This window comes from Pengzhenrongella phosphoraccumulans (genome assembly GCF_045689905.1).
GTDB classification, from domain to species: Bacteria; Actinomycetota; Actinomycetes; order Actinomycetales; family Cellulomonadaceae; genus Pengzhenrongella; species Pengzhenrongella phosphoraccumulans.
This window is the reverse complement of record NZ_CP144210.1, coordinates 3,192,495-3,209,714: the sequence shown is the minus strand read 5'-3', so window position 1 is coordinate 3,209,714 and position 17,220 is coordinate 3,192,495. Positions and strand designations below refer to the sequence as shown.

Sequence of the window (17,220 nt, the reverse complement as noted above, 5' to 3'; positions counted from 1 at the left end):
CGACGTCTGACTCATGATGATCCCGAGGGTCTGGTCGATCAGGGTCCGCGACGTCAGCGCAGCACGCAGTTCCTCGGTCATTTCCACCTGGTAGGCCAGGCGAAGGGCGAGATTCAGAGGGAGCAACCCTTGCTCGGCGCCCGCACGTGCTGGATCGGCGGGGACGACGGTCGTCAAGCGTGGGGCGGTGAGTCGGCGTCGGTCACCACTGATTAGGTGAGCGGATCGAGAAACTGGTCTGCGTCGGTGCGAAATGCGCGGGGCTGTTCGACCCACGGGTAGTGGCCGCAGTGATCGATCACGACGCAGCGGCCGTTGGGGAACAGCGCGGCCAGGGCGACTTGCGGGGCGACACCGGTGAAGCAGTCCTGGGCGCCGGCCATGACCAGCACCGGTGCGTGCACGTGTCGGATACGCGCGGTGAGGTCGGGGGGTGGGTCTGTGCTGAAGAACGCTTGCGCTGCGGCAAGGCTCCACCGCCCCGCGCGAGCGTGCGCTTGGCTCACACCATCCCACCTGGCGTAGCTCGCGGGAGCGGTGAGTCGCTGCCAGCCGTTAAACGAGTCGTCGGTGGACCCCTGCGGCCCGGCCAACAGGGCCACGATGGCGGCATCGAAGGCTGGCTCACCGCGTCGGTCGTCGACAAGGGCGTCGATGTCGGAGGGCTCGTCGACCAGGTAGCCGGTGGGTGGGGTGATGAGCAGGAGGCCCGCGACCCGGTCGGGGTGCTGGGCCGCGTAGGAGATCGCCACTCTCGTGCCCGCCGAGTGCGCTACCACGATCAGTTGCTCGACACCGAGGTGCTCGCGTAGCGACTCGATATCGGCGGCCTGCTGCCAGTACCCACCCGACTCGACCAAGGTGGGGGCCGGGGTGCGGCCCACGCCCCGCAGATGCGGCACCACCAGTTCGTGTTCGTCGGCGAGCCCGGCCAAGTCACCGAGGTAGCTGGGGTGGCGTGCCGCGCCGCCCGCGATCACAACGATCGCCCGGCTGCGGCGCGGACCGATCCCGACCGGGGTGCGTCGGCCGACGAGCGTGGGCACGCCGAACACGATCGCGTCGCCGCACTCGACGATCGAGGTGCCTCCGCACGGGAACGGGAGTACTCCTCGGTGGACGGCCTCACCGGGGTGTACCTGCGCAGCGCAGGATTCGTCGAGCTCGACCATGAGGTCGACCGGGCCAGGCGGTCCGGCGCGCCGCTCGTGCTGGCCTTCGTCGACGTCGACCACCTCAAGGACATCAACGACTCACGCGGTCACGACGCCGGGGACAAGACCCTGCTCGCGGTCGCCAAGGCACTGGCCGCCCAGATGCGCTCCTACGATCTGATCTTCCGTTACAGGGGTGATGAGTTCGTGTGCGCTCTGGTGGGGGTGACCATCGAGGACGTCGCAAAACGCTTGGCCCTGGCGAACGTCGCCCTGGTCCTTGGACCCGAACACACCTCAGTGACGGCCGGGCTGGCGGACCTGCGCCCGGGCGAGCGCGCCGACGCGCTCGTGGCTCGCGCAGATGCCACCCTCCTGCGTCTACGCCAACAGATCCGCCGGCCGCCCGAGGTCACCAATCCCTGACTACTGGGGTCCGTGACCGGGCCCGGCCCCACCCGTACCACGCACTCCCTTCGCCCGAATCGAGGTGGCCTCGCGCGGTACACTGCCAGCCTGGCCGGGCTTATGGACCCGCCCCGGCGCCAGCCAGAACCGGCCGTGCCCCCGTCCGCTCACCGCGCCGGTCCACCACCACCGACACCCGCTGCCGTCGACCTGAACCACCTTCGCCCGGTACCGCGCGACGACCTCAGGTGACGCGCACCCGGCCGCGACGGCCGCCGATCCGGCCTCACCGGGCTGAATGGTCGCCACCCGAACCACCGTCCCCCGCCGCAGCGGTGCCTGGGCCACCGGTCGGCGGTGCCACTTGCCGAAGTCGGGCTGCCTCGCGCGCGGTCAGCAGTTCCGCGCCGCCGCACCACTCGACCGCCTCGGTCAGGTTCAGTCCTTCCCGCTCGGTCAGCTTGACCAGCGCAGCCCCGGCGCGCGCCTCGCACACCGAGACCACCGCGTCGCGCTCGGCCAGCGCCGTGATGACCTCCACCCCCAGTGCGTCGCGCCGCCGCTCCTGCTCCGCCCGCCTCGCACGCATCCGCGCCTGCGCATCGAGCGCCGTGCGCCGCGCCCGCTGCCTCGCCGTCTGATCCGCCATCGCAACTCCCCTTCTCGTTTTTGCCTCACCCCCGAAGGCCGACCCGAACCCCCACGCGCTCACCACCCAGCCCACGCAATGCCGACGTCGTCCCCCGCAGCGACGACGACCGACCACAGCACCGCTTCGACACGACCCGAAAACCCCCAAGCACTGCCCCACACACCTCTTGCATTGCCGGTAGTTGAAACCTCAAGCACCGACCGCCGAGGTCGACCCAGTTGCCTTCGGGAGGTGTGACGATGTCGATCCACAAGCTGACGGCCGGGAGCGGGTACGACTACCTGACTCGCCAGGTCGCAGCTCAGGACGCGACCGAGAAGGGCCACGCCAGCCTCGCGTCCTACTACGCGGCCAAGGGCGAGGCCCCGGGCACGTGGATCGGGTCGGGCCTGGTCGGCATCGACGGGCTGAATGAGGGCGACGAGGTCACCGCCGAGCAGATGCGCAACCTGTTCGGCGCGGGCAAGCACCCGCTGGCCGAGCAGTTGCGCGCCGCCGGCGCCGGCGCCGGACTCAACGAGCGCCAGCAGGAGACCACCACGTGGTTGGGAACCCCGTTCCGGGTCTACGCGAACGACACTTCGGCGTTCCGCATCCGGGTGGCGAAGGAAGTAGCGGCCCTCAACGCCAGCCGCGGGCGGCGATCGGCCGACCCGGTGTCGCTCGCCGATCGGGCGCGCATCCGGACCCAGGTCGCGGCCGAGCTGTTCCGCGAGGAGTACGGCCGCGAGCCGGCCGACGCCCGTGAGCTGGCGGCCACGATCGCCAAGCACTCCCGCCCGCGCACCAACGCCGTGGCCGGATACGACTTGACGTTCTCCCCGGTCAAGAGCGTGAGCACGCTGTGGGCGATCGCCGACCGACCGACCGCGGCAGCGATCGAGCGGGCCCACCAGGCGGCGGTCAAAGACGCCCTGGCGTTCCTCGAGAACACCGCGCTGTTCACCCGCGAGGGCACCAACGGCGTCCGGCAGGTCGAGACCCGCGGCCTGGTCGCGACCGCGTTCACGCACCGTGATAGCCGTGCCGGCGACCCCGATCTGCACACCCACGTCGCTGTCGCGAACAAGGTCCAGACCCGCGAGAAGGGTCGATGGTTAGCCATCGATGGGCGGCTGATCTTCGCTGCCACGGTCGCGGCGTCCGAGACCTACAACACCGCGCTCGAGCGGCACCTCACCGACACCCGCGGCGTGCGGTTCGAGGCCCGGACAGGGGACGACCCGCGCAATCGCCCGGTCCGCGAGATCGTCGGCGTCGACCCCGCGCTGGCGTCCCGGTGGTCCGCCCGACGAGCCAGCATCGAGGTACGCCGCGCCGAGCTGGCCAGCACCTTCCAGGCCACCCACGGGCGCCCGCCCACACCCGTGGAGTCCGTGCAGCTCGCCCAGCAGGCAACCCTGGAGACCCGGCAGGGCAAGCACGAGCCGCGCAGCCTCACCGAGCAGCGCACCACCTGGGCGACCCAAGCGCGGCAAGTCCTCGGCAGCGAACGCAGGGTGCAGGCGATGCTGCGCCGCGTCCTGCGCCCAGCCTCTGCGCCCACCCGTCGGGTCGACGCCGCCTGGGTAAGCGAGACCGCCACCACCATCCAGAACACACTCCAAGCGCACCGCTCCTACTGGCAGCGGTGGCACGTCGAGGCCGAAGCCCAGCGCCGCATCCGCGGCGTCGACATACGCACCCGGGACGTCGAGCGGGTCGTCGGGCTCCTGATCGACGAGGTCCTGACCCGCCGATCGGTGCCGCTCACCCGCTCCGAGCGGGATATCGAGACGCCCGTCGCGCTGCGCCGAAGCGACGGCGCGAGCGTGTACACGGTCGCCGGATCGACCCTGTTCACCTCCCCCGACCTGCTCGCGGCAGAGGCGCGCATCGTCGCCCACGCAGGCCAGCACGACGGCACCCGCGCCACCGCCGTCGCCGTCGGGCAGGCACTCAGCCAGTCAGCCGCGGACGGCCTGCCCCTCAACGCCGGGCAGGCGGCCCTGGTCACACAGATGGCCACCTCCGGTGCGCGGGTCCAGCTCGCGATCGCCCCAGCCGGAGCGGGCAAAACGACCGCGATGCGTGCCCTGGCCGCTGCGTGGACGGCTGGCGGGGGCGACGTCGTCGGGCTGGCGCCGTCCGCCACCGCCGCGACGGTCCTGGGCGAGGCCATCGCCGCCCGCACCGACACCATGGCCAAGCTCCTGTGGCACCTGGACCACGATCCGGAGCACCTGCCCGGCTGGGCGCGGCGCATCGGCCCGGCGAGCCTGGTCGTCGTGGACGAGGCCGGCATGGCCGACACCCTCTCCCTGGACCGCCTGATCGAGTTCGTCACCGCCCGCGGCGGGTCGGTGCGCCTGGTCGGCGACGACCAGCAGCTGTCCGCCATCGGCGCAGGCGGGGTGCTGCGCGACGTACGCGCCACCCACGGCGCCCTGCATCTGACCGAGCTGATGCGCTTCGCCGACCCGGCCGAAGGCGCCGCATCCCTGGCCCTGCGCGACGGGCTGCCCGAGTCGCTCGGCTTCTACCTCGACGCCCGCCGAATCCACGTCGGTGACCTCACCACCCTGACCGACGACGTCTTCGACGCCTGGCGCACAGACCGCGCCAGCGGCCGCGACGCCGTCATGCTCGCCCCGACCCGCGAGCTCGTCGGCGAGCTCAACGACCGCGCCCGCGCCCACCGGCTCAACGGCCAGACCCCGCAGCGCACCGCGGCTCTGGCCGACGGGTCGACCGCCTCGGCCGGCGACGTCGTCATCACCCGGGCCAACAACCGCCAGCTGCGCGTCACCGGCACCGACTGGGTCAAGAACGGCGACCGGTGGCGCGTCACGGCCGTGCACTCCACCGGGTCGCTGACCGTCCGGCACACCGCCAGCGGCTGCAGCGTGGATCTGCCGTCGGACTACGTGCGCACCTCGGTCGGCCTCGGCTACGCCACCACGATCCACACCGCTCAGGGCGTCACGGCGGACACCAGCCACACCCTGCTCACCGGGCAGGAGTCCCGGCAACTCGCTTACACGGCGGTCACGCGCGGCAAGGCCGCCAACCACCTGTACCTGGAGGTCGTCGGCGACGGCGACGAGCACAACGTCATCCGCCCCGAGTACGTCCACCCGCTCACCGCGACCGACCTGCTCGAGCGGATCCTGGCCCGCGACGAGTCCGCCCAGTCCGCGCACACCACCCGCCGCGTTGCCAACGACCCCACGACCCTGCTGGGCCAGGCGGCGGCCCGGTACGTCGATTCCCTGTACGTCGGCGCCGAGCAGCTGCTCGGACCCCAGCAGGTCGAACGCCTCGACCGCGCCGCGGACCTCGTGGTGCCCGAGCTGACCCAGGCCGCCGCGTGGCCGACCCTGCGCGCGCACCTGCTCCTACTCGCAGCACACGAGGGTGACCCCGTCGCTCACCTGCGCGCCGCCGCGGGTGCACGCGAGCTGGACACCGCCGACGACGTCGCCGCAGTGCTCGACTGGCGGCTGGACGACACCGGCCTTCGCAACGCCGGCACCGGCCCGCTGCCCTGGCTACCCGGCATCCCCGCGACGCTGGGCGAGGACCCGCAGTGGGGGCCGTACCTGGCAGCCCGCGCCGCCCAGGTGCGCGACCTCACCCAGCAAGTCACCGAGCAGGCGCGATCGGACGACTCGATGCCGCAGTGGGCCCGCACCGGACAGCGCCGCCCCGACGACGACCTACTCGTCCAGGTCTCCATCTGGCGCGCAGCCGTCGCGGTGCCGAACAGCGACCGACGCCCCACCGGTGCCCCCCAGCTCGGCAAGGCCGCCGCCCGATACCAGCGGGCACTGGACGCCCGCCTCGCCACCCACCACACCCCGGCCCTCGCCGAATGGCAGCCCCTACTCGACCGCGCACTCACTCTCGCCGCCCGGGACCCGTTCGTGCCCGTGCTCGCCGAGCGACTCTCGGCACTGTCCCGCGCCGGCCTCGACACCCCGCAGATCGTGCGCAGCGCCCTGGCCGACGGCGCCCTTCCCGACGACCACGCAGCAGCGGCCCTCTGGTGGCGCATCACCGGACGGCTGTCCCCCGCCGTCGCCGCACAGGCCGAGTCCGACCACCACCTCGCCACCTCGTGGACTCCCCGCCTCGGCAACCTCGTCGGCCAGGACACCGCCCAAATGCTCCAAGCCAGCCCGTGGTGGCCAGCACTGGTCACCACTGTCGACCACGCCGTCGCCCGCGGCACCACCGTCGAGAGCTTGCTCGCGTCTCCGATCGTCGACGACGACGACGACCCGTGCCAGGCACTCGCCTGGCGGATCTCCGTCCTCACCGACTCCGTCGCAGACGACCCCGAGCGGTACACGCACGTCCTCGCCCACTGTGGCGACGACGTCGACCCCTTCAGGCAGGACGACCCGCAACACGGGCTCGTTGCCCCCACCGACGACGAGTGGCGGCACCTGATGCCCGCAATCGACCAGGCCGACGATGACCCGTTCGTTCCCGAGCCGAACGAGCCCGCGGCGACGGATCCCTTCGACGACCCCGCGTTCGTCGAGGCCTTCCTCACCCTCGCGGCGGCCGCGCGAGCCCACGCCACCATCTTGCCGCCCACCGACCGAATGATCGACGCGCAGGCCGCGCGGGAGTTCGACGCCGCCATGGCACCCGTCAGCCCCGCCCGCATCCTCGAACTCAACCGACTCGCCACAGACTTCTACGTGCGCCATTTCCCCGACTCCTGGGCCCAGCACTACCTGACCGAACGGCTCCACACCGACTTCACCGGCGACCGGTACGTCCTCCCCGGGTACGCCCCCGCCGGTTGGACCCGGCTCGTCGACCACCTGCGCGACCAGGGAGTCACCGACCTGGAGCTCACCGAATCCGGCCTGGCCAGCATTGCTCGAACAGGTCGCCTCATCGACCGCTTCCGCGACCGCCTCATCTTCCCCATCACCCGCCTCGCCGCCGACGGCCAACTCGAACCCCTCGGCTTCGTGGCCCGCCGCCACCCCGAGGCGAGCGACCAGACCGGCGGGCCGAAGTACCTCAACACCCCGGAGACGCCGCTCTTCCGCAAGGGCGCCCAACTGTTCACGGCAGGCAACGAACTGCCTCCCGGCGCCACGCCAGTCCTCGTCGAGGGCCCCCTGGACGCACTGGCAGTTTCCCTGGCCGGTCAAGGGCGCTACGTCGGGGTGGCGCCCCTGGGTACCTCACTCACTGAGGATCAGGCGGCAGATATTGCCGCCGGAGCCATTCGCGCCGGAGTATCGCCAATCGTCGCGACCGATGCCGACCTCGCCGGACAGATCGCCGCGCAGCGTCACTACTGGCTACTCACCCAGCACGCACTCACCCCCACTACGGTCCGCCTGCGTCCGGGCAGCGACCCGGCCAGCATCCTGGAAGCCGCCGGCCCCGAGGGTCTTCGGGCCGTGCTTCACGACAACGAGCCGCTGTCTGACGCTCTCGTGAGCGAGCGGCTGGACCACCTGTCCGGACTGGACGCGGTCCGCGCTTTGACGCCGGTTTTCGCCGCCGCTGAACCGGCGACATGGGACCAAGGAGTGACGATCATCGCCGCGAGGACCGGCGTACCCGAAGCGGCCGTGCGCCGAACGCTCGCACGAGCGATCCAGCGCTGGGACCACGACCCGCGCGCCGTCGTCGCCGAGAGTGCCGACCACCTGAGCGTTGTCCGGGATCGCGCTGCTGTCGCGAACGAGAGTGACGGGGAACTCAGGCGATCAGCCCAGTCCCCGAGGGTCGCTCCAGCGCCGTCGTCGACGTTCCCAAGATCCATTGTGCCGCGCCTCTAGGTGCGCTATCCGCGACCGGACAGCCTCGTTCCGGCCAGGAAGGGCGTAAGCGTCGGGGCGTCCTCGCAGACGCGTGCCCGTGCCGCGCGCGTCCCATTACGACGTGAGTGCGGGACTGCCGTCAGAAGGCAAGCGCGCACTGACTTCTGGTCAGACTCGATTGAGAGAAGTGAGCACCGAACGGAGGCCATCTGCCTTTGGTGATCGGAGACGTTGTCCATTGCGGATCGGTCTCGGACACGGCCGCGGCAACAGTGACGACCGCCACAACTGTCAGGGTTTCGGCAAGACCCTTACTTCACTGTGAGGGCTCCCTACTCGCACGAGGGAGGCTGCGATGAGCGTTACCCCGACGGTCGTGAGACTCCGGTCGACCGCGCCGCGATGCGTCACCATCGCAGCCCAGAGGCTGGCGCGACTCGCGGCGAGCTGCGGGAGCCTTTGCAGCGCACCGCCCACGGGTCGGAAGAGGAAGCACCCGTGAACTCGATCCCACCGAGGACGACCCAAACCACGGCGACCAAACCCTCGGACTGTGGTGCGCGGCCATGAGCGCGAACGAGGCCGACCGAGTGGCGCAATTCGTCTCATCGACAGAAGGGAGTCACAGTCCTCCCGCTCCTGTGCGAACGGGCCGACCAACCAGAATCACCGACCTCGCGACCAAGGGCCGGTCGCCTGTCGACGAGATTGCGGCGCAGTTCCCCGTTCCGAGCGACGGCATCGCAGACCGCCTTATCGACCTCCTACTCCCGCGCTAACGCACTCCTCGGGCGAGGTCACGACCGAGATCAAGGCAGTCGGGAATCTGAAGTCGAGCGGCGAGCAGGTTAAGTCTGAGTGTGAGAAACGAATTGAGCACCTTGCAGGAGTACATCGCTCGGGGTCACATCGACCCTACGAACGTCGAATAGTCGGCCTCGGAGAGTGGCGCGCTTGATCGTCACATCGAGCAGCAGTCGCACAACCTCGCGTCTGTCTACCAGATCAGCCGACTCCCAGCCGGCCTGCAGGGTGGCGGCCGTGAGGAGGCGTCGCAAGGCAGGTGGCGACACACTGGCGACCTGTTCGCTCTGGAGTTGCTCGATAGCGGCTTCAATCCGCTTCGTCTCAGCCGCATAGGCACGTAGCGTCAATTCGCCAGCCTCACGCAACTCCTCGACCGTCTCGAACTCGGTCTCCTTCTCTGCGATTCGCGAAGCGACGTCAAGTCCATCTTCTGCAGCATGTTCCCTACGCCTATGGGCAGACGCGAGGGCCCTCTGGAAGTCCGGCCGCCCAAAGAGCGCCAGGAGGACGGCCTCGACGTGCTCGTCGACACGATCAGCTGCGGCGGTGATCGTCATGCAGCCTTCGTTCCGACATGTGTAGGCTCGCGGCATCCTGTTCCTGTTGATCGCGGCCTTCAAACGGGCGCCACACTCTCCGCACTTTGCAATGCCAGATAGCAGGTGCCTGGGCGCCGGGCCGCGCGGATTGGAGACTGTAAGCCGCGTCGGGTCTTTCAGGAAGCTCCGCAAGCGCAGCCACGTGCCGTAGTCGACAATCGGTTCCCAGGCCGCAGGGCCAATATCCTCGCGTCGATGCACGCGCCGTCCCGCGATCGTCGGGTTCAGGAGAAGTTGTCGCAGTGTGCTCGGCTCCCAGGAATTCACCACACCCGCCGGGTTATCCGCCAACGTCTTCGTTCGTGGCTTCCGCGGTGTAGGGACACCCCTGGCATTCAACTCACGGCATATCTGGCGAAGTGAGACGCCTTCGAGTACCGCCTCACCAGCGTCCGCAAGAATCTGTGCGCTGGCCGAAAGGCGACTCGGGTCATGCTCATCGTACGGAGTTTGGTTGAGGAGCACACCAGTCTGCGGGTCGTACACGCGACGGTAGCCGTACGGGATCCTGCCGTGGGGGGTCCCGCGCCTCGCGTTGGTCTCGACGCTGTCAACGTTGCGCTGCCTGATCCGCCGCGCCTCCGCCTCCGCCATCACCCCTTGGAAGGCGAGGGGCAACCAGTCGTCGACCTTGGATGGGTCATAGCGAGTCCCGGACACAGCGATCTGCAGGCCGCTGTCCGAGCAAGCGTTGACCAGTCGCATGAACTCCTCGAGGTCGCGAGATGAACGCGACACCTCCCACAATACGAGCAGATTTGCCGCGCCGCGCTCGACCAGTGCGCGGACCTCCGCGAAGCCCGCGCGCTCCCCCGACCCGCGGGACGCCGACCTGTTGTCATCGCGGATTTCAGCTATGACCTCGAGGTTCTCCCGACTCGCGAAGTCGCGGCCACGCTCGAGTTGCTTGGTAACGCTCGTGCCGCCACCTCTGGGGTCGCGCGAAGCTCGGCCGTAGAGGATCGCGCGCTCGGTCACACGTAACAGCGTAGCCGAAACCCTCTCCTTTTTGTGTTCTAGCCCCCGCGAGCAGCGGGAGGGTGCAGATCTTCGTCAGCGCCTCGCGCGCGCTGTTGGCGTGGATGGTGCACATCCCTGGAACCCCTGCGTTCAAAGCCACCAGCATGTCGAGCGCTTCTGCCTCGCGGACCTCGCCGATCAAGATGCGGCTCGGACGCATCCGCAGGGCTTCCTTGACGAGTCGGCGCAGCGGGATCTCGCCCGTTCCCTCGAGGCTGGGCTGGCGACACTGCAGCGCGACGACATCGCGGTGCATGATGCGCAACTCGAAGACCTCTTCGCAGGTCACGATGCGCTCGCGCGCCGGGATCGAACCGGCGAGCGCATTGAGCATGGTGGTCTTTCCCGCTTGCGTCGACCCCGCGACGAGCACGTTGAGCCCGACGGCCACCGCCGAACCGAGAAAGGTCGCCGCGTGCGGGGTGAGCGATCCGAGTGCCACGAGGTCGTCCACGTGGTTCGCCCGCACCACGTACTTGCGGATGTTGACCGCCCAGTGCTGCCGAGTCACGTCCGGGATCACCACATGGAGGCGTTCGCCGCCCGGCAACGACGCATCGACGAACGGGCTCGACAGGTCGAGCCGACGGCCCGAGACCTTCAGCATCTGTTCGACCAGGTCGCGGACCTGACTGCTCGTCAGGATCGTCGTCGTGAGCTCGGGCTCGCCGCGGCGTGCGACGAACACCTGCGCGGGCGCATTGATCCAGATCTCCTCGATCTCGTCGTCCTCGAGGTACTTCTGCAGCGGTCCCAGGCCCGCGACCGCGTCCACGACGGCCTTCATCGCACCCGCCGAATCAATGAGCGGCGGAACCGTGCCGAGCAGGGAGCGCTCGTCGTAGTCAGCGACGACGTCGGACACCAGTTCGCGGATCCCCTCGTGATCACGCACCGGGTCCAGGCCGCGACGACGGATCAGCTCGCGCACCTCGGTCTCGAGGAGGTCGACCCCGTCCATGTGTGCCCCCGTCGACGATCCGCGTGCGCGGTGATCGAGACAGTAGGTGACGACCAGGGCATTTCGCACGGACTTGGCATGATTTGTGGACACCGGTGTGAACTGTCCACAACCGGTACGAAAGCCCGTGCGGAACCGGACATCTCGGCTACGGTCGCGCCATGGCGCAGCGCGGGGGGCAGTCCAGGCGGGTGATGCACGACGGCGACGGGCGCGCCCCCGGACCGCTCGCGGGGGTTCGCCCCGACGGTCGCGCCCGCACCAGGGCCGGCACCCGCACCAGCGCGGGGATCCTCTGGCTCGGTGTCATCCGGGCCACGACCCTGGCGCTCGCGGCGGCATTGACCCTCGCCGGGTGCACAGCCACGGCGGCGCCGGCCCCATCAGCACCCGGCACCCCCGGCATCGTTCACCCCGCCGGGCCGACGACGACGCCGTCCCCCACCCCGACCCCCATCGCACCCCCGCAGCGCCCCGCCGCGATGGACCGCGACGACGCCGAAGGCGCCATCGCCGCCGCCACGTACTTCATCTCCCTGTACTCGTATGCCTATGCCACTGGCGACCTGGACGAATTGCAGGCGATGAGTGACCCCGCATGCGTGTTCTGCTCCGGACTGACGTCGGATGTCCAAGGTGCAGCAGCATCTGAGGCGAGACTCGTCGGAGGGGAGTTGACGATCACATCATCAGCGGTGACGCCTGGCGTAGCCCCCAACGTCTTTCGGGTGGATCTCACCGTTACTCAGGCCCCGTTTCAAGAGATCAATAGCTCAGGGACTGTGACGTCCTCAGGTCCGGGCACCAAGTCGGCCAGTGTCAACGCAGTTCTGGAACGAGACCCGACCTGGCGTGTCCGGGCAGCAATGAGCGAAGTGATCGAACAGTGATGGCCATTGCGTCGAAGGTGGTCCTCGGAACCGTCTGCCTGCTTCTTTCGTCGACGGGGATCGGCTCTGCGTTCGAACCGCAGATCGGCGGCCGTGCCGAAGACGATGCCGCCATCATTGACGGTGCCGTTCAGGTCCCGAGTCGAACTTTCACGTCAACCGATACCGCGGGACCGGTGGTGGCGTATCTGCGCACCGCGCAGTGTCCCAACCCGGCGTTGGGGACCTTGGACACCCCGGACTGCCCCAACGGCGCCGCACCAGTGCCGTCGGCGACCTGCCCCGCAGGACAAGTCGCGCTTCCCCCGCTGTGGACCCGCACCGCCGATGCGACCACACCCACCGGGTGGACCCCCTGGAACCTGCTCGCCGGAACCAGCACCTGCCCCACCGACCCCGGCTTCCCGACCCTGACCACCACCGACTTCCAACGCCTGCCCCTGACCCCGTCCACCATCACCATCGAACCCCCCACCGGGTGGACCCTGGCGAACATCCCCACCATCGTCTTCACCCCCAACCCACCCCAGACCCTGCGCACCACCGTCCTGGGCGTCGCAGTCACCGTGCGCGCCACCCCCAGCGAGTTCACCTGGGACTTCGACGACCACACCACCCCACTGACCACCACCGACCCCGGCCACCCCTACCCCCACCAAAGCCTGACCCACACCTACCGCACCGCCGGCACCCACCACCTCACGCTGACCACCCGATGGACCGGCGAGTTCCTCATCGACGGCTACACCACCTGGCAACCCATCACCGGCACCGCCCAAACCACCACCACCAGCGACCCCCTGACCGTCCACACCGCCCAACCCCACCTCGTCGCCGACCCCACCTGAGCATGCGATGAGATCCGGCAACACCCCGCGAAAGGCAGCGCGCTCCATGCACAACCTGAGATGGACCGCCGGCTTCATCGCGGCGGTCGCGGCCCTTCTCGCCGGATCGATCGCCGCCGGATCGGTCCTCAGCGATCAGTTCGCACCCCATCCCCCAGCCTCCAACCAGGTCATCCAGGCCGCACCTGAATACGCCGCTCGCCGCTGACCGGCACCGTGCCCTCGCGCGCCGGTGCGGCACATGGCCGCAGCCCAACTGCTGGGCATCGACAGTTGACACCGTCTATCGGACACTCCCCGACAGCGCAGATCCGTACCGCGGGTCGAGTCAGAACGGTGGTGTGTCGTCCCAGGCGAGTGGGGGTTCGTGTCCGGGGGGTGGTTCGGGTCGGTGGCGGTAGGTGTGTCCGGTGGGGGTGGTCCAGGTCGCGGTGCCGTCCGTGGATCGGGTCAGGTGCCAGCGGGCGTGGGTCTTGATCAGGTGGTCGCGTTTGCACAGCGGGTTGAGGTTGGCTGCGGAGGTGGATCCGCCGGTGCCGTCGGGGTGGAACGGGTCGCGGTGGTCCAGCTCGCAGCGGTGGGCCGGGATCTCGCAGATCGGCAACAGGCAGCGGGTGTCGCGGGCGCGGATGATCGCGGCGAGGTCGCCGGGGGGCCGGTAGCGGGTCGTGCCGACGTCCAGGACGGTGCCGGAGGTGGGGTCGGTCACCAGGCGCCGCCACGTGCCCGCGGTGGCTAACCGGCGGGCGGTCTGCGCGGTGATGGGCCCGTAGCCGACCAGCTCCCCGGGGTTCTCGTCCTGCCCGAGCAGGGTGGCCAGGGACACGGTCACGTCCACGCGCACCCCGGCACACCCCCGACCGCACGCACCGGAGGTGGAAGTCCCGGCCGCCGACGGCCCCGCGGCGCACGAACCACCGTTGGACGCCCCGGACCCGAACGCCCCGACACAGCAGCTCCCGACTCCGGTCAACCCGCCGATCGACGCCCCGGGCCCGAACGACCCGGCCGCGAACGCCCCGACCCCGAGCGGCCCGTGACCGCAGGTGCCGGTCAGGGCGGCGGCAAGGGTGTCGGCGCGCAGCTGGTCGGGGGTGCGGGGGTCGCCGGCGGTGCGCGCAGTGCGGGCCGCAGCGGACAGGGCGTCGTCGATCTGGGTGGCCACCGCGGCGGGCAGCACGGCCCAGATGCCGGCCATGCCGTCCGCCAGGCGCTTGGGTCGGCATACGCGGCGTTTGTCGACCGCGCGCACGGTGCGTTGTTCGGCGTCGGTGGGGTCCACCACGATCAACGCCCGGGCCAGGTCCCGGCGCAGCTGGGCGTGGGTGCGCCGACCCGCGTCGGGCAGCACCCGGGCCTGCACGTCCACTGCGACCTGGGGTGCGACGTCACCCAGGACGGCGGCGAAGATCTTGGCTTTGCCCCAGTCGATGTGACCGGCATGCAGGGCGGCGGCGGTGGGGATCAGGGGGCCGGCCAGCAGCCGGGCGGTGTCCACCAGGGTCCGGCCCGCGGCGCGGGAGGTGCCCAGGGCGGCCGCGACCTCCTCGGCCGTGATGTTCGGCTGGGAGACCTTCACCGGCCAGAACGGGTTCATCGACGCTCGCCGCGACAGGGCCTCCACCACGGTCAGCTGCCGGGCCCGCGCGCACGACGCCTCACGTTCCAAATCCCCGATCAGCTCCACCAGCGCGAAGTCGTCCAGCCCATCCACGACCGGCTCCCCGAACTCCACCGGCGGCTCAGGCTCGCCCAGCTGCGCGTCGATGAACTCCCAGAACGCCACCAGATCCGCCGGGGGCACCGGCGCCGCGACCGGCACGTCCGCGGCGTCCCAGAACGCCACCGACTCCGCCGACGGTGCCAGCAACGACGCAGCACCCCACCTCGCAGCCGCCACGACCCCGGAGTCAGGAACCCGCACGCTCGACGCATCGGCATTGCAGGGCGGCGAGACGTCTCGCACGCCCAGCACGCGGTCACCCGCGTCATCACCATCGCCCACCCGCTCGTCGTCGAACATGTGTTTGATTCTATCCCAGATCACCCACATTGTCCGATTGAACGACCCCGCCACGCCCGACCCAGTGCCCCGACCCCGCATCCACCCGCGGCACCGATTTTCACCCAGCGCCCCACGCCCCTACCGTGTCTGCGTGACTATCAACGCGCCGTCGGGCGCCCAGTACCGCATCTCCCACGGAGACCACCGCGCGACGATCACCGAGGTCGGTGCCGCACTGCGCGAGTACACCGTCGGCGGTCGGGACGTGATCAACTCGTTCGGCGAGCACGAGATGGCCCCGGCCGGCCACGGCGCCATCCTCGCCCCGTGGCCCAACCGCCTCGCGGACGGCCAGTACAGCTACGGCGGCGTCGCCTACCAGGTGCCGATCACCGAGCCCGAGCGCAACAACGCGCTCCACGGGCTGGCCAACTGGGAGCGCTGGACGGTCATCACGCACGACGACGACGCCGTCACGCTCGCCCTCGCGCTCGTGCCGACCCCGGGCTACCCGTTCGCGCTGCGCCTCCAGGTCACCTACACGCTGTCCGACGCCGGTCTGCACGTCCGGACCACCGCCTCGAACGACGGTGACGTCCCCCTGCCCTACGGCGTCGGCTTCCACCCGTGGCTCTCCCCCGCCGGTGCAGCGCTCGACGACTGCACGCTGCGCCTCGACTCGGCCACCCACGTGACGATCGACGACCGGCTGCTGCCGACCGGCACGGAGCCGGCCATCGGTGACCTCGACTTCCGCGTCCCGCGCTCGTTGCGCGGCATCGCGCTGGACGACGCCTACGTGGATGCGCTGCGCGACGCGGACGGCCTGTCCTGGATGCACCTGGCGGCCCCCGACGGCCGCACGTCCGCCGTCTGGATGGACGACTCGATGGACACGTGGCAGGTCTGCACGGGCGACGCGCTCACCGTGGTCGCGCTGCGCCGCAAGGGCCTCGCCGCTGAGCCGATGAGCTGCATCGCGGACGCGTTCCGGACCGGCGACCGCCTGGTCCACCTCGCCCCCGGCACCCAGCACACCGTCACCTGGGGCGCGACGCTGATCTGAGGACGACGCCGGCCGGTCCCCGACGGGATCGGTCGGCGGAGGGTCAGCGTCCGCAGAACGTCAGCAGCGCGTGCGAGTCAGCACGCGCGCATCGTCAGGAGTTGTAGTACTCGCCGTCGGCCTTGACGCCGCGGGTGTACTCCCAGTGCCACGGCTCATGCGGGCCGCTGCCGCCGCTGAGCGCCCACGGGGGGTTCTCCCAGCCGTAGATCGCGCCGTTCTCCTTGAGCCACGTCCAGCCGGCGCCCCGCGTCTCGTTCCCGCAGAAGTCGACCGCCAGGCCCCAGCCGTGGTTGCTCCGGCCGGGAACGGCGGCCATGCCACCCTTGGTCGCCTTGAGCACGCGCTGCTCGGCGATGGTGCGGTACGCGTCGGTGACGCACAGGTCACGGCCGAACCGGGCCTTGAACGCGAGGTTGAGCTCCGCGATAGCCGAGGCCGCATCGCCCCGCAGCTGCTGCGTGCCGTCCCATAGCGTGCACAGGTCTTCGGTCCTGAGCTGGCCGTTCGCCCCGTCGGGGCGAACTGAGGCATCGCAGCCGGGGAGCGGGTTGCGCGTCTCGGAGCGGCTCGCGGCGATCTCGGCGCGCGTCGCCGCGACGGCGCTCGCGGCGATGGCCGGCGGGACCGTGGCGACTGTCGAGCTGGCGAGCACATCGAGGGTGGCCGGCAGGCTGGCCTCGGCGGCGACGGCGTTGGCCACGAACGTGCCGTTCCCGGGTGAGACGTTGCCGGTGAGCGGAAGCACGACGGTGATGCCCATCAACGCGCTGAGCAGCACCATGCGCGGCAGCCAGCGGCGCACCTGCGGGACCCGGTGGCGGGTCAGCGGGACGGCGTCCACGATGCGCTGACCGGCGGTGCGGGGTCGCAGGGAGGCCTCGGCCTCGCGACGCTCACGCCGGGTCTGGGCGCCGTGCTCCGACGACGTGACACGTTCGGGCCGCACAACACCTCCGAGACTCGGCTCACCGACCAGCGGACAAAGCACTACCGCTGCGTCCATGACCGGCGCAGAGCGTCGGACCCAACA

At 70.2% G+C, this 17,220-nt stretch carries 12 protein-coding genes; 6 read left to right on the top strand and 6 right to left on the bottom strand.

Translation table 11 applies throughout. The features are described from left to right. Positions 1 to 212: 212 nt before the first annotated feature. On the bottom strand, positions 213 to 935 hold the full coding sequence (locus tag VTA80_RS14775; protein WP_407341851.1) for an alpha/beta fold hydrolase: 723 nt from the start codon (positions 933 to 935) through the stop codon (positions 213 to 215). On the opposite strand from VTA80_RS14775, the gene VTA80_RS14770 reads away from it, so the two are divergent. Next, positions 894 to 1,580 carry a GGDEF domain-containing protein gene (locus VTA80_RS14770; RefSeq protein ID WP_407341850.1) on the top strand — a complete coding sequence of 229 codons (687 nt, stop codon included), beginning with the start codon at positions 894 to 896 and terminating at the stop codon, positions 1,578 to 1,580. The two genes, VTA80_RS14775 and VTA80_RS14770, sit on opposite strands and share 42 nt — an antisense overlap. A gap of 268 nt (positions 1,581 to 1,848) precedes the next feature. On the opposite strand, the gene VTA80_RS14765 is transcribed toward VTA80_RS14770, so the two are convergent. After that, positions 1,849 to 2,211: a hypothetical protein gene (locus tag VTA80_RS14765; RefSeq protein WP_407341849.1), complete on the bottom strand. Its 363-nt coding sequence runs from the start codon at positions 2,209 to 2,211 to the stop codon at positions 1,849 to 1,851. A 242-nt stretch (positions 2,212 to 2,453) separates the two neighbouring features. On the opposite strand from VTA80_RS14765, the gene mobF reads away from it, so the two are divergent. After that, positions 2,454 to 8,009 (top strand): MobF family relaxase, encoded by a 5,556-nt coding sequence (mobF, locus tag VTA80_RS14760; protein WP_407341848.1) that lies wholly within the window; start codon positions 2,454 to 2,456, stop codon positions 8,007 to 8,009. Between the two features lie 830 nt (positions 8,010 to 8,839). Here mobF and VTA80_RS14755 read toward each other — a convergent pair. Both VTA80_RS14755 and VTA80_RS14750 read right to left on the bottom strand, forming a co-directional pair. Beyond that, positions 8,840 to 10,360: a recombinase family protein gene (locus VTA80_RS14755; RefSeq protein ID WP_407345784.1), complete on the bottom strand. Its 1,521-nt coding sequence runs from the start codon at positions 10,358 to 10,360 to the stop codon at positions 8,840 to 8,842. Next, positions 10,248 to 11,378: a CpaF family protein gene (locus tag VTA80_RS14750; protein ID WP_407341847.1), complete on the bottom strand. Its 1,131-nt coding sequence runs from the start codon at positions 11,376 to 11,378 to the stop codon at positions 10,248 to 10,250. Before VTA80_RS14750 ends, VTA80_RS14755 begins: the two co-directional genes overlap by 113 nt. A gap of 161 nt (positions 11,379 to 11,539) precedes the next feature. Between VTA80_RS14750 and VTA80_RS14745 the strand changes: the two genes are divergently transcribed. The 3 genes from VTA80_RS14745 (at position 11,540) to VTA80_RS14735 (ending at position 13,324) form a co-directional block, all read left to right on the top strand. After that, entirely contained in the window at positions 11,540 to 12,268 is a 729-nt protein-coding gene (locus tag VTA80_RS14745; RefSeq protein ID WP_407341846.1) for a DUF6318 family protein, read from the top strand. Positions 12,269 to 12,444: 176 nt separating this feature from the next. Then, entirely contained in the window at positions 12,445 to 13,116 is a 672-nt protein-coding gene (locus VTA80_RS14740; protein WP_407341845.1) for a PKD domain-containing protein, read from the top strand. A 46-nt stretch (positions 13,117 to 13,162) separates the two neighbouring features. Then, a complete protein-coding gene (locus tag VTA80_RS14735; protein WP_407341844.1) occupies positions 13,163 to 13,324 on the top strand; it encodes a hypothetical protein in 162 nt (53 codons plus the stop codon). A 120-nt stretch (positions 13,325 to 13,444) separates the two neighbouring features. Here VTA80_RS14735 and VTA80_RS14730 read toward each other — a convergent pair whose 3' ends face one another. Then, positions 13,445 to 15,139 carry a DUF222 domain-containing protein gene (locus tag VTA80_RS14730; RefSeq protein WP_407341843.1) on the bottom strand — a complete coding sequence of 565 codons (1,695 nt, stop codon included), beginning with the start codon at positions 15,137 to 15,139 and terminating at the stop codon, positions 13,445 to 13,447. 133 nt (positions 15,140 to 15,272) lie between these two features. On the opposite strand from VTA80_RS14730, the gene VTA80_RS14725 reads away from it, so the two are divergent. After that, positions 15,273 to 16,187 carry an aldose 1-epimerase family protein gene (locus VTA80_RS14725; RefSeq protein ID WP_407341842.1) on the top strand — a complete coding sequence of 305 codons (915 nt, stop codon included), beginning with the start codon at positions 15,273 to 15,275 and terminating at the stop codon, positions 16,185 to 16,187. Between the two features lie 94 nt (positions 16,188 to 16,281). Here the strand turns inward: VTA80_RS14725 and VTA80_RS14720 are convergent, their stop codons facing one another. Next, the gene (locus VTA80_RS14720) at positions 16,282 to 17,136 is read right to left on the bottom strand and encodes a M15 family metallopeptidase (protein WP_407341841.1); all 855 of its coding nucleotides are present in this window, start codon (positions 17,134 to 17,136) and stop codon (positions 16,282 to 16,284) included. Positions 17,137 to 17,220 lie beyond the last annotated feature (84 nt).

Bases quoted from the DNA above. Each gene is read 5' to 3' on its own strand.
- VTA80_RS14770 (WP_407341850.1), top strand. From the start codon at position 894: ATGCGGCACCACCAGTTCGTGTTCGTCGGCGAGCCCGGCCAAGTCACC.
- VTA80_RS14765 (WP_407341849.1), bottom strand. From the start codon at position 2,211: ATGGCGGATCAGACGGCGAGGCAGCGGGCGCGGCGCACGGCGCTCGAT.
- mobF (WP_407341848.1), top strand. From the start codon at position 2,454: ATGTCGATCCACAAGCTGACGGCCGGGAGCGGGTACGACTACCTGACT.
- VTA80_RS14750 (WP_407341847.1), bottom strand. From the start codon at position 11,378: ATGGACGGGGTCGACCTCCTCGAGACCGAGGTGCGCGAGCTGATCCGT.
- VTA80_RS14745 (WP_407341846.1), top strand. From the start codon at position 11,540: ATGGCGCAGCGCGGGGGGCAGTCCAGGCGGGTGATGCACGACGGCGAC.
- VTA80_RS14735 (WP_407341844.1), top strand. From the start codon at position 13,163: ATGCACAACCTGAGATGGACCGCCGGCTTCATCGCGGCGGTCGCGGCC.
- VTA80_RS14730 (WP_407341843.1), bottom strand. From the start codon at position 15,139: ATGTTCGACGACGAGCGGGTGGGCGATGGTGATGACGCGGGTGACCGC.